The sequence below is a fragment of the Rhizobacter sp. J219 genome, assembly GCF_024700055.1.
Classification (GTDB): Bacteria; Pseudomonadota; Gammaproteobacteria; order Burkholderiales; family Burkholderiaceae_C; genus Rhizobacter.
This window is the reverse complement of sequence record NZ_JAJOND010000001.1, coordinates 2,898,609-2,918,174: the sequence shown is the minus strand read 5'-3', so window position 1 is coordinate 2,918,174 and position 19,566 is coordinate 2,898,609. Positions and strand designations below refer to the sequence as shown.

At 70.7% G+C, this 19,566-nt stretch carries 17 protein-coding genes and 1 pseudogene; 12 read left to right on the top strand and 6 right to left on the bottom strand.

The window, feature by feature from the left end; genetic code table 11:
• Positions 1–52: 52 nt before the first annotated feature.
• Both LRS03_RS13415 and LRS03_RS13410 read right to left on the bottom strand, forming a co-directional pair.
• Positions 53–889, bottom strand: a complete 837-nt coding sequence (locus tag LRS03_RS13415) for an aldo/keto reductase (protein WP_257825983.1) — start codon at positions 887–889, stop codon at positions 53–55.
• Positions 890–909: 20 nt separating this feature from the next.
• On the bottom strand, positions 910–1,137 hold the full coding sequence (locus tag LRS03_RS13410) for a hypothetical protein (RefSeq protein ID WP_257825982.1): 228 nt from the start codon (positions 1,135–1,137) through the stop codon (positions 910–912).
• Between the two features lie 35 nt (positions 1,138–1,172).
• On the opposite strand from LRS03_RS13410, the pseudogene LRS03_RS26930 reads away from it, so the two are divergent.
• Positions 1,173–1,250 (top strand): annotated as a pseudogene (locus LRS03_RS26930) (helix-turn-helix domain-containing protein); the annotation flags it as partial.
• Between the two features lie 14 nt (positions 1,251–1,264).
• Here LRS03_RS26930 and LRS03_RS13405 read toward each other — a convergent pair.
• Complete coding sequence (locus tag LRS03_RS13405; protein WP_257825981.1) at positions 1,265–1,825, bottom strand: histidine phosphatase family protein; 561 nt, start codon at positions 1,823–1,825, stop codon at positions 1,265–1,267.
• Between the two features lie 104 nt (positions 1,826–1,929).
• Here LRS03_RS13405 and LRS03_RS13400 point away from each other — a divergent pair, with 104 nt between their 5' ends.
• Positions 1,930–2,604 carry an alpha/beta hydrolase family protein gene (locus LRS03_RS13400; RefSeq protein WP_257825980.1) on the top strand — a complete coding sequence of 225 codons (675 nt, stop codon included), beginning with the start codon at positions 1,930–1,932 and terminating at the stop codon, positions 2,602–2,604.
• A gap of 71 nt (positions 2,605–2,675) precedes the next feature.
• The gene (locus tag LRS03_RS13395; RefSeq protein WP_257825979.1) at positions 2,676–4,916 is read left to right on the top strand and encodes an ATP-binding protein; all 2,241 of its coding nucleotides are present in this window, start codon (positions 2,676–2,678) and stop codon (positions 4,914–4,916) included.
• Here the strand turns inward: LRS03_RS13395 and LRS03_RS13390 are convergent.
• Positions 4,871–5,839: a sensor histidine kinase gene (locus tag LRS03_RS13390; protein ID WP_257825978.1), complete on the bottom strand. Its 969-nt coding sequence runs from the start codon at positions 5,837–5,839 to the stop codon at positions 4,871–4,873. The genes LRS03_RS13395 and LRS03_RS13390 overlap by 46 nt on opposite strands.
• Positions 5,840–6,026: 187 nt before the next feature.
• Positions 6,027–6,830 (bottom strand): alpha/beta fold hydrolase, encoded by an 804-nt coding sequence (locus LRS03_RS13385; RefSeq protein WP_257825976.1) that lies wholly within the window; start codon positions 6,828–6,830, stop codon positions 6,027–6,029.
• On the opposite strand from LRS03_RS13385, the gene LRS03_RS13380 reads away from it, so the two are divergent.
• From LRS03_RS13380 to LRS03_RS13340, 9 genes are all read left to right on the top strand, one after another.
• Entirely contained in the window at positions 6,829–9,447 is a 2,619-nt protein-coding gene (locus LRS03_RS13380) for a ligase-associated DNA damage response DEXH box helicase (RefSeq protein ID WP_257825975.1), read from the top strand. The genes LRS03_RS13385 and LRS03_RS13380 overlap by 2 nt on opposite strands.
• Positions 9,444–10,100 carry a ligase-associated DNA damage response endonuclease PdeM gene (gene pdeM / locus LRS03_RS13375; protein ID WP_257825973.1) on the top strand — a complete coding sequence of 219 codons (657 nt, stop codon included), beginning with the start codon at positions 9,444–9,446 and terminating at the stop codon, positions 10,098–10,100. The genes LRS03_RS13380 and pdeM overlap by 4 nt, the downstream gene beginning before the upstream one ends.
• Positions 10,101–10,224: 124 nt before the next feature.
• Positions 10,225–11,088, top strand: coding sequence for an alpha/beta hydrolase (locus tag LRS03_RS13370; protein WP_257825972.1), 864 nt, complete (start codon positions 10,225–10,227; stop codon positions 11,086–11,088).
• A 68-nt stretch (positions 11,089–11,156) separates the two neighbouring features.
• Complete coding sequence (locus LRS03_RS13365; protein ID WP_257825971.1) at positions 11,157–11,960, top strand: alpha/beta fold hydrolase; 804 nt, start codon at positions 11,157–11,159, stop codon at positions 11,958–11,960.
• A complete protein-coding gene (locus tag LRS03_RS13360) occupies positions 11,894–12,118 on the top strand; it encodes an alpha/beta fold hydrolase (protein WP_257825969.1) in 225 nt (74 codons plus the stop codon). Before LRS03_RS13365 ends, LRS03_RS13360 begins: the two co-directional genes overlap by 67 nt.
• A 129-nt stretch (positions 12,119–12,247) precedes the next feature.
• On the top strand, positions 12,248–13,162 hold the full coding sequence (locus LRS03_RS13355) for a helix-turn-helix transcriptional regulator (protein ID WP_257825968.1): 915 nt from the start codon (positions 12,248–12,250) through the stop codon (positions 13,160–13,162).
• 173 nt (positions 13,163–13,335) lie between these two features.
• Positions 13,336–14,727 (top strand): alpha/beta hydrolase domain-containing protein, encoded by a 1,392-nt coding sequence (locus LRS03_RS13350; RefSeq protein ID WP_257825967.1) that lies wholly within the window; start codon positions 13,336–13,338, stop codon positions 14,725–14,727.
• Positions 14,728–15,230: 503 nt separating this feature from the next.
• Positions 15,231–16,628: a carboxylesterase/lipase family protein gene (locus LRS03_RS13345; RefSeq protein WP_257829550.1), complete on the top strand. Its 1,398-nt coding sequence runs from the start codon at positions 15,231–15,233 to the stop codon at positions 16,626–16,628.
• A gap of 40 nt (positions 16,629–16,668) precedes the next feature.
• A complete protein-coding gene (locus tag LRS03_RS13340) occupies positions 16,669–18,666 on the top strand; it encodes a carboxylesterase/lipase family protein (RefSeq protein ID WP_257825966.1) in 1,998 nt (665 codons plus the stop codon).
• A gap of 5 nt (positions 18,667–18,671) precedes the next feature.
• On the opposite strand, the gene LRS03_RS13335 is transcribed toward LRS03_RS13340, so the two are convergent.
• The gene (locus LRS03_RS13335) at positions 18,672–19,535 is read right to left on the bottom strand and encodes an NmrA family NAD(P)-binding protein (protein ID WP_257825965.1); all 864 of its coding nucleotides are present in this window, start codon (positions 19,533–19,535) and stop codon (positions 18,672–18,674) included.
• Positions 19,536–19,566: the final 31 nt, after the last annotated feature.

Sequence of the window (19,566 nt, the reverse complement as noted above, 5' to 3'; positions counted from 1 at the left end):
GCCGTTCAGTACTGCAGCTTTGGGTGAGGGGCTGCGGCAACCGACGTTCCCGTCAGAGCATCGCGAGCGCTCCGGGCCCGTCGGGCGGCGGGAAGAGCGCATCGAGTTCGTGCAGTTCCTCGGCCGTGAGCGGCTTGTCGAGGGCCGCGGCGTTTTCCTCGACGCGCGCGGCGTGGCCCGTCTTCGGGATCACGATCGCCTCGCGTGCCAGCAGCCACGCCAGCGCCACCTGGGCGGCCGTGCGGCCGGTGCGCACGGCGAAGGACGCAAGGCCCGGGTCGCGCAGCAGCCGGCCCTGGTCGGTGGGCGAGTAGGCCATCACTGGCACGCCGCGCTCGCGTTGCCACGGCGCCAGCTCCCACTCGATGCCGCGCTCGCCCAGGTGGTAGAGCACCTGGTTGGCCTGCACCGCGGTGCCGCCGGGCAGCGCGTGCAGCGACTTCATCTTGCGCAGGTCGAAGTTGCTCACGCCCCAGTGGCGGATCTTGCCGTCGCGCTGCAGGGCCTCGAACGCCTGCACCGTCTCGGCCAGCGGCACGCTGCCCGGCCAGTGCAGCAGGTAGAGGTCGATGCGGTCGGTGTTCAGGCGCTTGAGGCTCGCCTCGCACGAGGCCGCCATGGAACGCTTCGATGCGTTGTGCGGGTAGACCTTGCTGACGAGGAAGACCTCGTCGCGCCGCCCGGCGATGGCCTCGCCGATGAGCCGCTCGGAGCGGCCGTCGCCGTACATCTCGGCGGTGTCGACCAGCGTGAGCCCGAGGTCGAGGCCGCGTCGCAGGCTGGCGATCTCGGCGGCGCGCCGGGCCGGGTCGTCGCCAATGTTCCAGGTGCCCTGGCCGAGGGCCGGGACGGTTTCGCCGCAGGGGAGGGTGATGCGCCGTGTGCTCATGCGCATCACCATAAATCAACTCAATCGAGCGAGACGGCCTCACGCTGAATGACCGCACCCCAGGCGGCCACTTCGCGCTCGATGCGCTTGCCGAAGGTGGCCGGGGCCGACGAGATGAACCAGCTGCGCTCGCTGTTGGAGTGCTGCCGGCGCGAGCTCGATGGCCTGCGCGAGTCGCGCGAAGCCACCGCTGAACTCGTCGGCGACAGCCAGGCGATGCAGCGCCTGCGCCACGAGGTGGGCGACATCCCGATGGACGTGCAGATCAAGCTGCTGCCCGTGCCGCCGCGGCGGCAACAAGAAACGCGCGGCCGAACAGCTCGGCATCTCGCGCTCCTATCTCTACAAGCTGCTTGCCTGATCGTTCACGCCGTCTCAGGCGATGTTGAGCCGCGCGAGCAGTTGCGGCCGCCGGTCGCCATCGACGCCGAGCACCAGCCCCTCGCCCGAGCCGACGCCACCGCCGACGAGTGCCGTCAGCACGAACTGCTGCGTCACCCAGGCCTCGAAGCGGCCGCGTTGGCGCGTCGCGGTCACGAGCGCCTGCTGCAGTTCGCGCAAGGCCGCTGCGTTGACCGACTCGGTGCCCGCGCGGGGCGAGCCGAGCGCGGGCCAGGCCTCGGCCCGCTCGAAGGCCAGGCGAGCGGTGTCCACGCACCGGCACCAGGGGCTGGTGCGCACCGCGGCCGGCACGAGCTTGCGCTCGCGGAACCAGGCGCCGATGCGTTGCGCCTGGGCGCGGCCGTCGTCATTGAGGTTGCGCTGCGTGCTGCAGTCGTCGAGGCGGAAGCCCGGTGGGTCGAAGGTGCCCGGCGCGAGCGCGTGGCGAAAGGCGATCACCACGCCGCCGGCCGCCAGCCGGCGCGCGACGGCTTCGTCGGCACGCGCCGGCAGGGCGCACGCGCTGGCGGCGAGGAGAAGTGCGCGTCGGTGCATGGTCTGCTCCTGCAGCCGGCAGGGGGCTGCTGTGCGCGCAGGGTATCGCCGATGGCGAGCCCGCGCTGGCGCCCGGGGTCTTGCCCGCGTGCGATGCTTGCCGCATGACCACGCCCGAGCCGATCCGCGTCGAGGTGCCCGGTGCCGGCGCCGTGTCGGGCCTGTGCATGACGCCGGCCGACGCCACCGCGGGTTATGTGTTCGCGCATGGCGCGGGCGCGGGCATGGACCACGCGTTCATGTCCCAGCTGAGCGACCGGCTCGCCGAGCGCCGGGTCGCGACGCTGCGTTTCCAGTTCCCGTACATGGAGCAGGGCGGCAAGCGGCCCGACGTGCCCGCGGTCGCGCAGGCGGCGGTGCGTGCGGCGGTGGCCGCGGCACATCGCCAGTGGCCGGCGCTGCCGCTCTTCGCCGGTGGCAAGTCCTTCGGCGGGCGCATGAGCTCGCAGGCGCAGGCCGCCTCCCCGCTTCCGGGCGTGCGCGGGCTGGTCTTCGTCGGCTTCCCGCTGCACCTGGCCGGCAAGCCGAGCATGACGCGCGCGGCCCACCTCTCACAGGTGCAGGTGCCGATGCTCTTCCTGCAGGGCACGCGCGATGCGCTGGCTGACCTGGCGCTGCTGCGCGAGGTGCTGTCGCCGCTGTCGCCGCGCGCCACCCTCGCGCTGGAAGACGATGCCGACCACGCGTTCCACGTGCGCGTGCGCAGCGGCCGCACCGACGCGCAGGTGCTCGCCTCGCTGGCCGACACGATGGCGGCATGGATGGGCCTACACCCCTGACCGCACGGCAGCACCTGCCCTGAAACTCTGATAGCGTGCGGGGCGTTCCATCTCCCTGCCTTGCCTCCTGCGTGAGCGTTCGGACCTTTCTCCTGTTGCTGGTGCTCGCGGTGTGGTTGCCGGCGGTGGCGGGCTTTGCGCTGCTCGCGCGTTCGACCTATCTGCGCGAAACCGATGACGCCCGGCACGGGATCGAGCGTTTTGCGGAGAGCCTGAATACGCTGGTGGAGGTGGAGCTCGACAGGCGCATGGCCATTGCCAGCACGCTGAGTGCCTCGCGCACGTTGCTCGATGGCGACTTCGGCCGTTTCCACGACGAAGCCAGCGCCGCGATGCAGGACACGGGCAACTGGGTGGTGGTCGTCGACCGCCATCAGCAGCGGCTCAACACACGCGCACCCTTCGACCGCTACACCCCGATCACGCGGCCGTCCGCGCCCTTCGTGACCGACGCGCCGCGCGTCTTCTTTTCCGAGCGCAGCCTGCTCACGCACGAGCCGGTGCTGGTGGCCTATGCGCCGGTGCGCGGCGGCGGGCCGGTGGTCTACAACGTGGGCGTCTCCTTCTCGCCCGCGGTGGTGCAGGGGCTGATCGCCAAGGTGCCTCCCTTCACCAGCCTGGCGTCGGTCCTCAACGACGAGCAGTTCATCATCGCCCGCAGCCGTGACCCGAAGAAGTGGGTGGGCCGCCAGGCCAGCCCCGAGATCCAGCAGCGCGCCCGGGCCGGCGTGGGCAGCTTCGGCGAGACGGTCACGCTCGACGGCGTGCCCTCGCTCACCTACGTGTCGCCGCCCAACCGCCATGGCTGGAACGTGGTGCTCGCACTGCCGCGTGCCTCGCTGGCGGAGTCGGCGCGCCGGCTCACCGCGCAGACGCTGGCCGCGGCCGGGGCGCTGCTCTTGATCGGTCTCGGGCTGGCGGTGCTCCTTGCCCGCAAGGTCGGCAAGCCGATCGTCGCGTTGCAGGATTCGGCGGCCCTGCTCGGGCGCGACCAGGTGCCCGAGGTGCTGGCCACCGGCGTGCGCGAGCTCGACGACGTGAGCCGCGCGCTGGCGCTCGCCGGCCAGCGCTCGCACGAGGCCACGCTCACCTTGCAGAAGGAAGTGGCACGCGCCGTCGACCAGGCGCGGCAGGCCCAGGCCGCGCTGCTCGAAGGCCAGAAGCGCGAGGCCATCGGCCGCCTCACCGGCGGCCTGGCGCACGATTTCAACAATCTGCTGCAGACCATCAGCACCGGGCTGCACATCGTCGACCGCCACACCGCGGCCGAGGTACCGCACCGGCGTTTCCTCGAAGCCGCGATGCGCGCCACCGGCAAGGCGGCCGACCTGGTGAAGCAGATGATGACCTTCGGGCGCACGCAGCCGCTCAAGCCCCAGCCGGTCGACCTGCTCAATTTCGTGCTGCAGACCCAGGAGCTCACCCGCAAGGCAGTGGGCGAGCGGGTGCAGCTCACGGCCGAGATCGAGCCGGGGCTGCCGCGGGTGCTGGTCGACCCGGCGCAACTCGAACTTGCGCTGCTCAACCTCATCTTCAATGCCCGCGACGCCATGCCCGACGGGGGCGCCATCGGCATCACCGCCCGAGTGGCCACGGCGCAGGAAAGCGCCGCGCTGCCTGGCACGGGGTATGTGAGCCTGCAGGTGCGCGACAACGGATCGGGCATGACGCCCGAAACCCGTGAACGCGCCTTCGACCCCTACTTCACCACCAAGCCGGTGGGCGCCGGCACCGGCCTCGGCCTCGCGCAGGTGCTCGCGTTCGCGCGCCAGTCCAACGGCGATGCGCGGCTGGACAGCGTCGTCGGCGAGGGCACCTGCGTGACGCTGCTGCTGCCGTTCACCGATCTGGTGGAAGCGGGCGCCACGCCTGGGGCGACCACCCGGCTCGACGGCCGCAGCCTGCGCATCCTGATGATCGAGGACGACTCGCTGGTCTCGTCGGTCGTCGTGCCGGCGCTTCGCGAGGGCGGGCACGAGGTCATGCACTGCATCTCGGCCGACCAGGCGCAGGCGGTGCTGCGTTCGCGAACCGATTTCGACGTGCTCTTCACCGACGTCGTGATGCCCGGGGCACTCTCCGGCCTGGACCTGGTGGAGTGGGCCCGTGCCCACGTGCCGGCGATGGCCGCGGTGGTGGCCACCGGCTACAACACCCAGCAGACGCGGGCCGACGTGCGCGAGCTTCGCAAGCCGTATGGGCTCGACGACCTGCTCGATGCCTTGCAGCAGGCGGTGCAGGGCACCGTGCAGGAGAGGGCGTCTGGTCAGGGCGCCACAGGTGCCGCGGCCGGCGACGGGTCGGGGGCGTGACGCGGAAAGGTCGCACAGAACGTCGTGCCCTCTGACGCCGACGAGCTGACCGTGATGTCGCCCCCGTGGGCCCGCGCGATCTCACGCACGATGAAGAGACCGAGCCCCACGCTGCGCTGCGAGCGCGTCGCCGAGGTGCCGCGCACCATCGGCTCGAAGAGGCGTTGCTGCAGGTCCGTGGGGATCGGCGTGCCGAAGTTGTGCACGCACACCGAGACATCGTCGGGGCGCACGATCGAGGTGATCGTCACCGCCAGGGCCGGGTTGCCGTAGGCCACCGCATTGCCGACGAGGTTGCCGACCAGCTGCGCCAGGCGGTCGGCGTCGACGTCGGCGCTGCCGTGCCCTTCCTTCTGGTGGACGAGACGGGTGTCGGGAAAGCTCGTCGACAGCTCGACGCAGTGCTCGCCCACGAGTTCGTGCAGCTCGACGCGTGTCGGGCGCATGGCCAGGCCGCTGCCCACGCGGGCGACGGTGAAGTCGAGCAGGTCGGCGATGAGGCGGTGCGCGCGGTGCGACGAGTTGACGATGCGCCCCAGCACGGACTGCTGCTGGGGCGTGAGCGCGCCACGGCGCAGCAGGTGCGCGCCGACCTCGATCGCGGTCAGCGGGTTGCGCAGGTCGTGGCTCACGATGCCGATCATCTGCTCGGCGAAGAGCGCCACCTCGCGCTCCTTCTGCAGCAGCGTTTCGGCCTTCTGCCGCGCGAGCAGCAATTCGTGCTCGTACTTGTGGCGGTCTTCGGCGACGAAGACGGCGATGTGGTGGTGCACCTGGCCCGCATGCTCGCGCCGCAGGGCGTTCATCATCATCGGGATGCGCGTGCCGTTGCGGCGGCACATCTCCAGCTTCACCTCGGCCACCGAGCCCTGGATCTGCAGCAACGGGGCCCAGTGCGTCTGGTGGAAGATTCGCCCGCCCATGGTGAGCAGGTCCTGCAGGCGCTTGTGGCCGACGAGTGCTTCCGGCGCATGGTCGAGCCAGCGGCAGAAGGTGGTGTTGGCCTTGACGATGAGGCCGTCGCCACGCGTCAGCAGCAGGCCGCAGGCAGCGCCGTCGTAAAGCTGCGCGTCCGCGGGCGGGGGTGCTCCGCGCCGTCGCCGTCCATGCTCAGCGGCCGATGGAGGCGAGGAACTCGTCCATCGCGTCGGCGCAGGGGCCGGGGGCGCTCAGGTGCGGGCAGTGGCCCACGTTGTCGACCACGCGCAGCAGGCTTTGCGGCCACTGGCGGTGCAGGTAGTCGCCCACCGCCAGGGGCGCGATCAGGTCGTCGCGTGACTGGATGATGAGCGCCGGCGCCTTGAAGCCGGCCAGGTCGCGCCGGTTGTCCGACATGAAGGTCACGCGGGCGAAGTGCTTGGCGATCTCGGGGTCGGTGCGGCAGAAGCTGTTGGTCAGCTCGGTGCCGAGCGCGGGTTGGTCGGGTGCACCCATGATGGCCGGCGCCATGTTGCTCGACCAGCCGAGGTAGTTGCTCTCCAGCGTGTCGAGCAGTGATTCGATGTCGCTGCGCTCGAAGCCGCCGACGTAGTCGCCATCGTTGATGTAGCAGGGCGAGGGCCCCACCATCACGTGCCCTTCGAATCGCTGCGGTGACTTCAGGTCGGCCAGCATGCCGATCATCGCGCTGACAGAATGCCCGACGAAGACCGCCTTCTCGGAGTCGGTGGCGTCGAGGATCTCGAGCACGTCGTCGGCATGGCCCTGCAGCGTGTCGTACTTCGCGCGGTCGTAGCGCGAGAGGTCGGAACCTCCCATGCCCATCAGGTCGAACAGCAGCACGCGGTAGCGCTTGGCGTAGTCGGGGGCGAGCAGTCGCCACATGCTCTGGTCGCAGCCGAAGCCATGGGCAAACATGACGGTCGTGGGGCCGCTGCCGATGACTTGGACGTTGTGACGCTTGAGGACTTGCATGGCGAATCTCTCACGTGAAGGCGGCAGCGATTGTGAGGCTGCGGCCAAAGGCCCCGCCGGGGCAAGGTCGCCCGAGGTCGAGGGGCCACTGCTCGCATGGATCGCCGCACGCGGCTGGACCCCGTTCGACTTCCAGCGCGAGGTGTGGAGGGCCGTGGCGGACGGCGAGTCGGGCCTGCTGCATGCGACCACCGGGGCCGGTAAAACTTACGCGGTGTGGCTCGGGGCCTTGATGGCGCACATGGTGCCGTCGAAGAAGGCCCCGGCCCTCACGGTGTTGTGGATCACGCCGATGCGCGCCTTGGCGGCCGACACGCTGCGCTCGCTCGCACAGCCGCTCGCCGAGCTGGCCGCCGTCTCCCCGTGGACGGTCGGTGTGCGCAGCGGCGACACCCCGGCGGGTGAGCGCAGCGCTCAGGACCGGCGCCTGCCCTCGGCGCTCGTCACCACGCCCGAGAGCCTGTCGCTGCTGCTCGCGCGTGCCGATGCACGCGAGGTGCTGGGCAGCGTGCGCATGGTGGTCGTCGACGAGTGGCACGAGCTGCTCGGCAACAAGCGCGGCGTGCAGGTGCAGCTCGCGCTCGCACGCCTGAAGCGCTGGGTGCCGGCGCTCGCGGTGTGGGGCATGTCGGCCACGCTCGGCAACCTGGACGAAGCGATGCACACGCTGCTCGGTCATGCGGGTGGGCGGCTGGTGCGCGGCCGCATCGAGAAGGCGCTCGCCATCGACAGCCTGCTGCCGCCGCGTGCCGACCGCTTCCCGTGGGCCGGGCACCTGGGGCTCACGATGCTGCCGCAGGTGGTGGACGAGATCGCATCGAGCGTCAGCACGCTCGTCTTCACCAACACACGCTCGCAGGCCGAGACCTGGTACCAGGCCATCCTCGAGGCACGCCCGGAGTGGGCAGGCGTGATCGCGCTCCATCACGGCTCGCTCGACCGGGGTGTGCGCGAGTGGGTCGAGCTGGGCCTGAAGAACGGCGAGCTGCGCGCGGTGGTGTGCACCGCAAGCCTCGACCTCGGCGTCGACTTCCTGCCCGTCGAGCGTGTGCTGCAGATCGGCTCGCCGAAAGGCGTGGCGCGCCTGCTGCAACGCGCCGGGCGCTCGGGGCATGCGCCGGGGCGCCTGTCTCGCGTGACGCTCGTGCCCACGCACAGCATCGAGCTGGTCGAGGGTGCGGCGGCCCGCGCGGCGGTGGCGGCCGCGCACATCGAGTCGCGCCAGTCGCCTGCGCAGCCGCTCGACGTGCTGGTGCAGCACCTGGTGACCGTGGCGCTCGGTGGCGGCTTCGTCGCAGACGACCTGTACGACGAGGTGCGCAGCACCGCGGCCTATGCCCACCTGTCGCGCGAGAGCTGGGCCTGGTGCCTCGCCTTCGTGCAGCAGGGCGGGCCCTCGCTCGGGGCCTATCCCGACTACCGCCGTGCGGTGCCCGATGACGCGGGGGTGTGGCGCGTGCCCGATGCGCGGCTGGCGCGCCGGCACCGCGCCAACATCGGCACCATCGTGAGCGACGCGAGCCTCACGGTGCAATACCTCGCGGGCGCCAAGCTCGGCAGCGTGGAAGAGGGCTTCATCGCGCGGCTCAAGCCGGGCGACGTGTTTCTCTTCGCCGGCCGCCAGCTGGAGCTCGTGCGCACCCACGAGATGACGGCCTGGGTGCGGCGCGCGAGTGGCCGGCAGGCGGCCATCCCGCGCTGGAACGGCGGGCGCATGCCGCTGTCGACCACGCTCGCCGAGGCGATGGTGGAGCAGCTCGCGCTCGCCGCGGCTGGCCGCTTCGACAGCCCCGAGTTGCAGTGCGCAAGGCCGCTGCTCGCGCTGCAGCAGCAATGGTCGGCCCTGCCGACGCCCGAGACGCTGCTGGCCGAGGTGCTGGCCACGCGCGAGGGCCACCATCTCTTCCTCTATCCCTTTGCCGGCCGCCATGTGCACCTGGGCCTGGCGAGCCTGATCGCATGGCGCGTCGCGCGGCAGAGCCCCCGCACTTTCTCGATGGCGTTCAACGACTACGGTCTGGAGCTGCTCTGCGCCGAGGCGGTGGACTGGCCGGCCGTGCTGCCCGGCTTGCTGGCACCGGGCGACGATTTGCTTCACGAGGTGCTGGCGAGCCTGAACGCGAGCGAGCTGGCCCGCCGCCGCTTTCGCGAGATCGCCCGCGTGTCGGGGCTCATCTACCAGAGCTTCCCCGGCGAGCGGCGCAGCAGCAAGCAGCTGCAGGCCTCGTCGTCGCTTTTCTGGGAGGTGTTTCGCAAGTACGACCCGGAGAACCGGCTGCTGCAGCAGGCCGAGGCCGAGGTGCTCGCGCAGGAGCTGGAGATCGGCCGCCTGCAGGCGAGCCTTGCGCGCATGGCTGGCCAGCGGCTGGTGCTGATGCAGCCGGCGCGGCCGACGCCGTTTGCCTTCCCGCTGATGGTGGAGCGCTTCCGCGAGCAGCTGTCGAACGAGAGCGTGGCCGATCGCATCGCGCGCATGGTCGAGCAGCTGGAACGGGCGGCCGGGGCCGACGGCACGTCGCGCGATGCGCAAGCCGTGCGCGGCACGCTCGCCTTTGGCGCCGCCACGCCGTCCCGGCGCGAGCCGGGTGCGCCGCGCCGGCGGCGGGCGGCCCGATGAGCACGCGCCACCTCAGCGTGCAGGCGGCGGGCGAGACGCTCTGGCTGCTGCCCGGCCGGGCCGTGTGGTGGCCGGCGCGGCGCACGCTTTTCATCGCCGACCTGCACCTCGGCAAGGCGGCCACCTTCCGCCAGGGCGGCCAGCCGGTGCCGGCCGGCACGACACGCGGCAACCTCGACCGCCTGGAAGCGCTGCTGCGCGAGCACGCCGCCGAGTCGCTGGTGGTGCTGGGTGACTTCGTGCATGCGCCCGAGGCGCTGACCGCCTCGGTGCTGGGCTCACTCGCCGCGTGGCGGGCGGCCTTCCCCACGCTCCACGTCACGCTGGTGCGCGGCAACCACGACCGTCGCGCCGGCGACCCGCCCGCCTCGCTCGGCCTGGCCGTCGTCGACGAGCCCTTCTCGATCGGCCCGCTGGCGGCCTGTCATCACCCCCAGGCAGTGCCGGGCGCGCTCGCGCTTGCCGGCCATGTGCACCCGGTCGTGCGGTTGTACGGCCGTGGCCGCGACCGGCTGCGCCTGCCGTGCTTCCTGCTCGATGCGCAGCAATTGCTGCTGCCGGCCTTCGGCGAGTTCACCGGCGGGTGGGAGGTGGCGCGTGAAGAGGGGCAGCAGGTCTTCGTCGTCGGCGACGGTGTGTGGAAGTTGCCCTGATTTCGGCGCAGGCTGCGGAACTCGGCACGGGTTGGCGTTGTCCGAACGCTGCCGACAACGTTGTCGGCGTGACACCATCTCGTCCATGGCCGCCCCAGCACCTGTTCGTCTGTCTTTCCGCCGCATGGTCACGCTGGCCGGCGTCGTCCTGGTGGTGCTCGGTGCGCAGATGGGCTGCGCCACGCTCGACGAACGCCAGCGCAGCTGGATCTTCCAGCCGAGCGAGCGCACCTGGGCCGGCGGGCTGGCCGCCGCCGAGGGCATGCACGACACCTGGATCGAGTTCGACTCCAAGGTCGGCGCCCGCTCGGGCGAGCCGGTCAAGCTGCACGGCCTGTGGCTGCCGCAGGACGACCCGAACGCCCCCGTGCTGCTCTACCTGCACGGCGCGCGCTACGACGTGCGCGGCAGCGCGCCGCGCATGCGCCGCATGCACGAGCTGGGCTTCGCGGTGCTCGGCGTCGACTACCGCGGCTTCGGCCGCAGCAGCAAGGGCCTGCCCTCGGAAGAGATGGCCGCCGAAGATGCTCGTGCCGCCTGGGAGTGGCTGGGCGCGCAGTACCCGAACCAGCGCCGCTTCATCTTCGGCCACTCGCTGGGCGGCGCGATCGGGGTGCAGCTCGCGGCGCATGTGCGCGACGAAGCGGGCCTGATCGTCGAAGGCAGCTTCACGTCGATCGCCGACGTGGTGAGCACCTTCCGCTGGGGCTGGCTGCCGGTGTCGCCCTTCATCACCCAGCGCTTCGACTCCGCCTCGCGCGTGGCCGAGGTCGGCTCGCCGCTGCTGGTGGTGCACGGCAGCAACGATTCGCTGATCCCTTCGAAGCTCGGCCAGACCCTCTACGAACGGGCGCGCGAGCCCAAGCGCTTCGTGCTGGTGGAAGGTGGCTCGCACCACAACACCAACGCGGTGGGGCAGGCGCAGTACCGGCAGGCCATCGCCGAACTGTTCGGACTGCGCATGGCGGGCGCCGGCGCCGGCTCCTGAGCAAGCCGCCAAGGTGACAAGAGGGTCACCGCCGGTGACCTAGAGTGCGCATTCCTCAGGAGCGACGCATGACGATCACCTTCTCGCACCACCAGGTCAACGGCATCCGCATGCGGGTCGCCGAAGCCGGGGAAGCCGGCCAGCCGCTGGTGGTCTTCTGCCATGGCTGGCCCGAGTCGTGGTACTCCTGGCGCCACCAGCTCGAGGCGGTCGCGGCCGCGGGCTTCCGCGTGGTGGCACCCGACATGCGCGGCTACGGCGACACCGAAGCGCCGGCCGACGTCGCCAGTTACACCATCCTCCACCTGGTGGGCGACATCGTCGAGCTGGTGCACACGCTCGGCGCGACGCAGGCGGTGGTGGTCGGCCACGACTGGGGCGCGCCGGTCGCCTGGCACTGCGCGCTGCTGCGGCCCGATCTCTTCCGTGCGGTGGCCGGCATGAGCGTGCCGTATGCGCCGCCGGGGCGCGTGGACCTGCTGACCTCGCTCGACAAGGGCGGCATCAAGACCTTCTACATGCAGTATTTCCAGGCGCCCGGCGTGGCCGAGGCCGAGCTGGAACGCGACGTGCGCGACAGCCTGCGCCGCCTCTACTTCAGCGCCTCGGGCGATGGCCCCGAGGGCAAGGGCTTCAGCGTGCTCGCCCCCGGCAAGGGCATGCTCGACAACACCGTTGCGCCCGACCGACCGCTGCCCTGGCTCACCGAGGCCGACCTCGACCACTACACCGGCGAGTTCCAGCGCGCCGGGTTCCGCGGCGGGCTCAACTGGTACCGCAACCTGCGGCGCAACTGGGGCTCACCATGCCCTGGCGCGGCTGCCCGATCCGCCAGCCCTCGCTCTTCATCGCCGGCGAGCGCGACGGCGTGATGCGCTTCCCGGCATCGAAGGCGCAGGTCGAGGCCTACCCGAAGACGCTGCCCGGCCTGCGCGGCTGCCACATCCTGCCCGGGGCCGGGCACTGGATCCAGCGCGAGCGGGCCGACGAGGTCAGCCGCCTGCTCATCGACTTCCTGCGCGGGCTGTGAGGCTCCCCCGCCTGCCGGGTTAACCCGCAGCAACGCGACCGTTCTGTACAAGCCCGACGCCACGGCGATGCCGAATCATGGGCGTCCGTCGTATCGCCTGCCGGCCGCACTCTGGCCGCCGAAGCACACATGGACTTGCAGTTCGAGCCCGGTGCCCGGGCGACCCCTTCTTCTCGCCCCCTGATCCGCCCGGCCCGGCCCGCGGCCCCGGGTGACCTTGGCCGCATGCACCTGCTGCGCGACGGCTTCGTCTACGTCGGCCAGCTCGCGCCGGTGAGCAGTCAGCGCCATTCGGTGGTGCTGGTGCTGTCGCTCGACGGCAGCGAGTTCACCGTCGAGACCGCAGAGGGGCCGGTGCGGGCCGCGGCCGTGTGGGTGGCCTCCGGTGTGCGCAAGACCATCGTCGCACGCGGCACCGAGCTGGTGTGCCTCGACGTGTCGCCCACGCACCGGCATTTCCGTTCGTTCGCAAACGTCGCCGAGAGCCCCGTCGAGCTGTGGCCGCGGGCGCATTTCGCCGAGCTGCAGGCGGCGCTGGTCGAGTTCCGCGCCGGGCGCATGTCGTCGTCGGCCGCCGATCGGCTGTTCAGCGACTTCGTCGCCGTGGCGATGAAGCGCCTGCCCGAACCGCGGCCGATCGATGCGCGTGTGCGCACGGTGATGAGGCTGCTGCGCGAGAACCGCCGCCGCAGCATGGCCGAGTTGGCCGAGGCGGTGTGCCTGTCGAAGGACTGGCTGGTGCACCTCTTCCAGCGCGAGGCCGGCATCTCGCTGCGCAAGTACGAGCAGGTGCTCAAGGTGCAGGCGGCCGCCGTCTACCTGCGCAGCGGCGTGAGCATGACCGAGATCGCCGCGGCCGCGGGCTTCGCCGACTCGGCACACTTCTCCAAGCTGTGGAAGCAGCAGTACGGCTTTCCGCCGCAGGTGATGTTCGTCGGGCGCGGCTACGTCACGCTCGACCCGATCGTGCCGTCGCGCGGCGAGCGGCCGGCGGCCGCGGCCTTCGCGCCACACCGGCCCCGCGAGTTTGTACGAGAGGCCTAGCGACTAACCCGACATCCACACGGATGACGTCAACAGGGTCGGCCCTGCGCTCCTAGACTGGATCGAACGTTCCGAGCACGCCGCAGAGCGTGCACGAGAGCGTGTGTGCACGGGTCATCGCGTTCGCGTGCGCACGCGACAGCACCGCCTTTCTCGTTCCACCAGGAGACTTCATGAAGACTTTCATCCATCGCGCACAGCGCGCGCTGGCTGCGGCATTGCTTGCAGCCGGTGCCGCCACGTCGTATGCGGCCGTGCCGCAGGCGGCCATCCAGCCGGCCCCCGTCGGCGGCCACTTCCTCGACCGCAGCGCTGCCCTCAACCCGCAGGGCTACACCGACCGCGAATTCTGGATCTCGGGTCTGGCCCGCACCTATCGTGCGTCGAGCACGCTGCGCTCCGACGGCAAGTGGAGCGCCTACGTCTACTCCAGCAGCACGCCGTACAACACGCCGCTGCTGGTGCGCCGCCCGAGCGATCCGTCCAAGTTCAACGGCATCGTGATCCTGGAGTGGCTCAACGTCAGCTCGGGCTACGTGCTCGACATCGACTGGGCCAACTCGCGCGAGGAGTTCATCCGCCAGGGCTACGCCTACGTGGGCCTGACCAACCAGCGGGTCGGCCTCGAAGGCTCGAAGGAGAAGAACCCCACGCGCTATGCGCAGGGCAACCTGCCCAACGACGACATCTCGTATGACATCCTGTCGCAGACGGCCAAGGCCATCCGCGACCAGTACGGCGTGCTGCTCGGCGGCCTGGTGCCCAACAAGATCTTCGCCACCGGGCACTCGCAGTCGGCGATCCGGCTCGTGACGTATGTCAACGCGATCCAGCCGCTGGAGCGTGTGATCGACGGCTTCGTGATCCACGGCCGTGGTGATTCGGGTTTCAAGCTGTCGTCGGGTGACTTCCGCGGCACGCCGTCGAGCACGGTGATCCGCGCCGATGCCTCGCACCCGGTGTTCCAGCTGCAGGCCGAGATGGACGTCAACTCGCAGTCCGAGACCTCCAAGGCGGTCGATGGGCCGAAGGTGCGCTACTGGGAGGTGGCCGGCTCCACCCACACCGACGAGTACATGCTGTCGAGCCTGCAGGAAGTGAGCACGCGGCCGCGCGTGGTCTGCGACAAGCCGGCCAACCGCATGCCCTTCTACCGTGTGCAGAACGCCGTCTACAGCCACCTCGTGCGCTGGTCGATCAACGGCGTGCTGCCGCCCACCGCACCACGCATCACGCGCAGCACGCTGCTCGGCCGCATCCAGCGTGACAGCTACGGCAACGCGCTCGGCGGCCTGCGCCTGCCCGAGATCGACGTGCCGATCGCCACCTACGGCCTCGACAACTCGACGAGCAGCAGCGAGTTCCTCGACCGCTTTGCGTGCACCACCTGCGGCAGCACGACGGTCTTCACCGCCACGCGCCTGGGCTCGCTCTATTCGAGCCGCGACGACTACTACAACAAGTACAAGGCCGCCGCCGACCGCGCGCTGCAAGCCGGCTACCTGCTGCCGGCCGACCACGCGAAGGCGCTCGCAGAAGCGCGCATCGCCCCGATCCCGCGTTGATCGTGTCGCGCCCCGCCATACCAAAGGCGGGGCGCTCGCCATCACCCCAAGAACACACACCCGCCTGGACGACCGCATGAGCTCCTTTCCCCTTCGACGTTCCCGCAACCGCTGGCCGCTCGCCGCGCTGCTGGCCCTGGCCGGTGCCGCCTGTGGCTCGGGCGACGATGAGCCTGCGCCGCCCGGCTTCGTCGACACGCTGGTGGCCAGCGTCGACAGCATGAGCGCCACCGCCGCGACCGAGCCGGCGATGAACAACCGCCTCGTGCTGTTGCAGAGCCTGGACGCCGATGGCGACCTCAACAACGGCGTGCAGCTCACCGACACCATCCGCCGCGTGGTGACCGCGAACGCCGCGTCGATCGACTTCGCGCAGAGCACCACCGCCTTCCGCGCAAGCATCGGCCCGCTGCTCGCGCAGCTCGAAAGCGCCAGCGCCTTCACCGACCTCGACCCCCGCCCGCGCAGCGCGCGCTCCCGCCACGGCGGCGCTCGAGCACCACATCCGCTGGACGCGGCCGCGCCACGTCGTCACCACCACCGCCGGCACCCTGAGCGGCTTCGAGGCCAGTGCGACTGCATGGCAGTTCCTCGGCATCCCGTATGCCCGGCCGCCGGTGGGCGACCTGCGCTGGCGCCCGCCGCAGCCGGTGTCGCCCTGGGGCGGCGTGCGCCACGCCGTCGCCTGGGCCGACCAGGCCGCGCAGACGACGGCGCTCGAACGCTTCGGCGAAGGCGGCATGAGCGAAGACTGCCTCTACCTCAACGTCACCGCGCCCAAGGCCGCGAACAACCTGCCGGTGATGGTGTGGTTCCACGGGGGCGGTTTCACCTCGCTCACCAGCAACACCAAGCCCTTCAACAACGCCCGGGCGCTGGTCACCAAGGGCGTGGTGCAGGTGTCGGTGAACCACCGGCTCGGGCCCTTCGGCTACATCGCGCACCCGGCGCTCAGCGCCGAGAGCGGCTACGGCGGCTCGGGCAACTACGGGCAGATGGACCTCATCGCCGCGCTGCAATGGGTGCGCGACAACATTGCGCAGTTCGGCGGCGACCCGAACAACGTGACCATCTTCGGCGAGTCGGGCGGCGGGCGGAAGGTGCTCTCGCTGATGGCCTCGCCGGCCGCACGCGGCCTCTTCCACAAGGCCATCAGCCAGAGCGGCACGCTCTACCCCGACACGCGCAGCCTCGCCTCGGCCGAGGCCATCGGCACGCAGCTCGCCAACAACCTCAACGCCGCCACGCTCACCGAGATGCGCGCGCGGCCGTGGACGGAGGTGGTCACCGCCGCCGCGGCGCTCACGCCCTATACCAACGTCGACAACCGCTACCTGCCGACCACCGAGCGTGTGAGCTTCGAGTCGCAGTCGCACAACGACGTGCCCTTCCTGATCGTGGTCAACGCCAACGACACCGTCGACCCGATCCAGACGGTGAAGACGGTGTTCCCGTGGATGAAGACGCACAGCGCGGCACCGCACTACGCCGCGCTCTTCACCCACATGCCGGCCGGCTGGCGCGCACGCGGCGTGACCACCTACCACGGCGGCGAGCTGACCTACGTGTTCAACGCGCCCGAGAGCGTGGTGACGCATTTCCTGCTCAACCTCGTGATCGATCCGGCCACCGGCGCGCGGCTCATCGTGGGCGACCTCAACGGCAACGGCGTCACCGGCACGGCCGGTGACAGCGCCGACGTGTTCGCCTCGGCCGGCTTCGACGCCACCGACACGGCCGTCATCGACACCACGATGACGATGTGGACGAACTTCGCCCGCACCGGCAACCCGGGCACCGCCAGCTTCGCCTGGCCGGCCTACACGACAGCGAACGACGGCTACGTCGAACTCGGCGCCACGCCGCAGGTGCGCAGCGGCCTCTCGACCGTCTTTCCCTGATGACGACAACCCATACGACAACCCACACGAGGAGTGATTCATGTTCAACACACGCAAGCGCCAGCCGGTGCTCGCCGCAGCCATGGCAACGCTGATGTCGGTCGCGGCCTGCGGCTCGGGTGACGACAACGCCACCCAGACCGGCACCTTCGTCGACAGCCCCGTGGCCGGCCTCAACGTGCAGGGCAGCGTGCACGGCGCGCGCAGCACCGACGCGCAGGGCCGCTTTGCCTACCAGGCCGGCGAGACGCTCACCTTTTCGATCGGCAATCTCACGCTCGGCTCGGCGTCAGGCGCAGCCACGCTCACGCCCTTGAGCATCACGAGCGGTGCCGCCGCGGCCAGCGATCAGCGCGTGGCCAACAAGCTGATCCTGCTGCAGACGCTCGACGCCGACGGCGACCTCAACAACGGCATCCAGATCACCGATGCGATCCGCAGCGTGGTCTCGGCGCAGGCCGCGTCGATCAACTTCGACCAGAGCAGCACCACGTTCCGCGCGAGCCTCGCGCCGCTGCTCACGGCGCTCAACGGCGCCAACGTCTTCACCGACCTCGACCCACGCCCGCGCACCGCGCGCACGACCACGGCCGCGCTCGAACACTTCGCGCGGTCGACCAGCCCGCGCCATGTCGTCGCCACCACCGGCGGCCAGCTGAGCGGCTTCGAGGCCAATGCCACCACCTGGCAGTTCCTCGGCGTGCCGTACGCGCGCCCGCCGGTCGGTGACCTGCGCTGGCGCCCACCGCAGGCCGCGCAGCCGTGGAGCGGCGTGCGCCACGCCACAGCGTGGGCCCACCAGTCGGCGCAGGACACCCGGCTCGAAGCCATCGGCGAAGGCGGCATGAGCGAAGACTCGCTCTACCTCAACATCACCGCGCCGAAAAACGCTGCCAACCTTCCGGTGATGGTGTGGTTCCACGGCGGCGCCTTCGCCATCCTCACCGGCAACTCCAAGCAATACAACAACCCGGACAGCCTCACCACCAAGGGCGTGGTGCTGGTGACGGTGAACCACCGCCTCGGCGCCTTCGGCTACCTGTCGCACCCGCTGCTGACCGCCGAGAGCGGCTACAACGGCTCGGGCAACTACGGCCAGATGGACCTCGTGATGGCCCTGCAATGGGTGCGTGACAACATCGCGGCCTTCGGCGGCAACCCGGGCAACGTGACGATCTTTGGCCAGTCGGGCGGCGGCGGCAAGACCTACTCGCTGATGAATTCGCCAATGGCCACCGGGCTCTTCCACAAGGCCATCGTGCAGAGCGGCGCGAGCCCGATCCCGGCCACCGGCACCGTGGCCACCTCGCTCGCGGCCAACGAGGCGATCGGCACCGCGCTCTTTGCGCGCAACAACGTGACCACGCTGGCCGAAGCGCGTGCGCTGCCGTGGCAGGCCATCGTGCAGGCCGACATCGACAACGGCATCCCGCGCGAAACCTACCGCCCCAACGCCGACTACCACTACCTGCCCAAGACCTACGCGCAGAACGTGGCCGAGGGCATGCCGAGCGACGTCCCGCTGATGGTGGGCGTGACCTCGGGCGACTACAGCACGCTGCGGGGCGCGCTGCCGGTCTTCCTCACGCAGCGCACGCCGACCTACCAGTCGCCGCAGTACGTCTACAAGTTCAGCCGCGTGCCCGACGGCTGGAGCGCGATGGGCCTCCTGAGCGCGCACGGCGGCGAGTTGCCCTACCTCTTCAACTTCCCGATGGGCCACGTGAGCAACTACAGCCTCAACCTCGTGCTGCTGCCCAACGGCACGAAGCCGCCCATCGGTGACCTGAACGGCAACGGCATCACCGGCACCGCCGGCGATTCGGCCGACGTCTACACCTCGATGCAATGGGGGGCCGGCGACGTGACGACGGTCGACACCTTAATGACGATGTGGGCCAACTTCGCCCGCACCGGCAACCCGAGCACGACCGGGCTCGCCTGGCCGGCCTACACGGTTGCCAACGACACCTTCGTCGAGATCGGCCCCACGCCGTCGGCGACCGTGCGCACCGGGCTCGCGGCCGCGGTGCAGTAAGCGCCTCAGGCGGCCACGCGTGCCGGCCACGCGCCGGCCGCCGCCGCCTTGCGCGCGAACTCGCTGAAATCACGCGCAGGGCGGCCGAGTGCGCGCTGCACGCCGTCGGTCACACGCTCGTTGCGGCCGTCGAGCAGGGTCTCGAACAGGTACATCACGAGGTCGGTCATCGCGGGCGGCGTCTGCGCGGCGGTCAGGGCGGCGCGGTAGGCCTCGTTCGGCACGGGGGTGTAGCGCAGCGGCTGGCCGCTGGCCTGCGCGATCTCGTGTACCGCCTGCGCGAAGCTCATGCTGCGCGGGCCGGTCACCTCGTACAGCTGCTGGCGGTGGCGATCGGTGGTGAGCGCCTGCACGGCGATCTCGGCGATGTCTTCCACGTCGATGAACGGCTCGCGCACCTCGGCCACCGGCAGGGCCAGTTCGCCTTGGAGCAGCGGGTCGAGCATGAGGCCCTCGCTGAAGTTCTGCGCGAACCAGGCGGCGCGGAGGATGGTCCAGTCGACGCCGCTCGCACGCAGGGCGTCTTCGGCCTGCTCGGCCTCGCGCTCGCCGCGGCCTGACAGCAGCACGAGGGTGTTCACCCCCAGCTCGCGCGCCAGCGTGAAGAACGCCGTCACCGTGGCCAGGGCGGTGGGCACGGCCAGGTCGGGCTGGTAGCTCACGTATGCCGCGCGCACGCCCTCCAGTGCGGCGCGCCAGGTGGTCGGGGCCTCCCAGTCGAAGGCGGGCGTGGCGCTGCGCGAGCCGGCCCGCACGGGCACGCCCATGGCGCGCAGGCGCGCGGCGATGCGGCTGCCGGTCTTGCCGGTGGCGCCGGTGACGAGGATGGGGCGGGTGTCGGGCGCGGTGGCCGGGGTCGAGGTCTGCATGGCGGTCTCCAGTGGGGTGAGGGGTATGCTT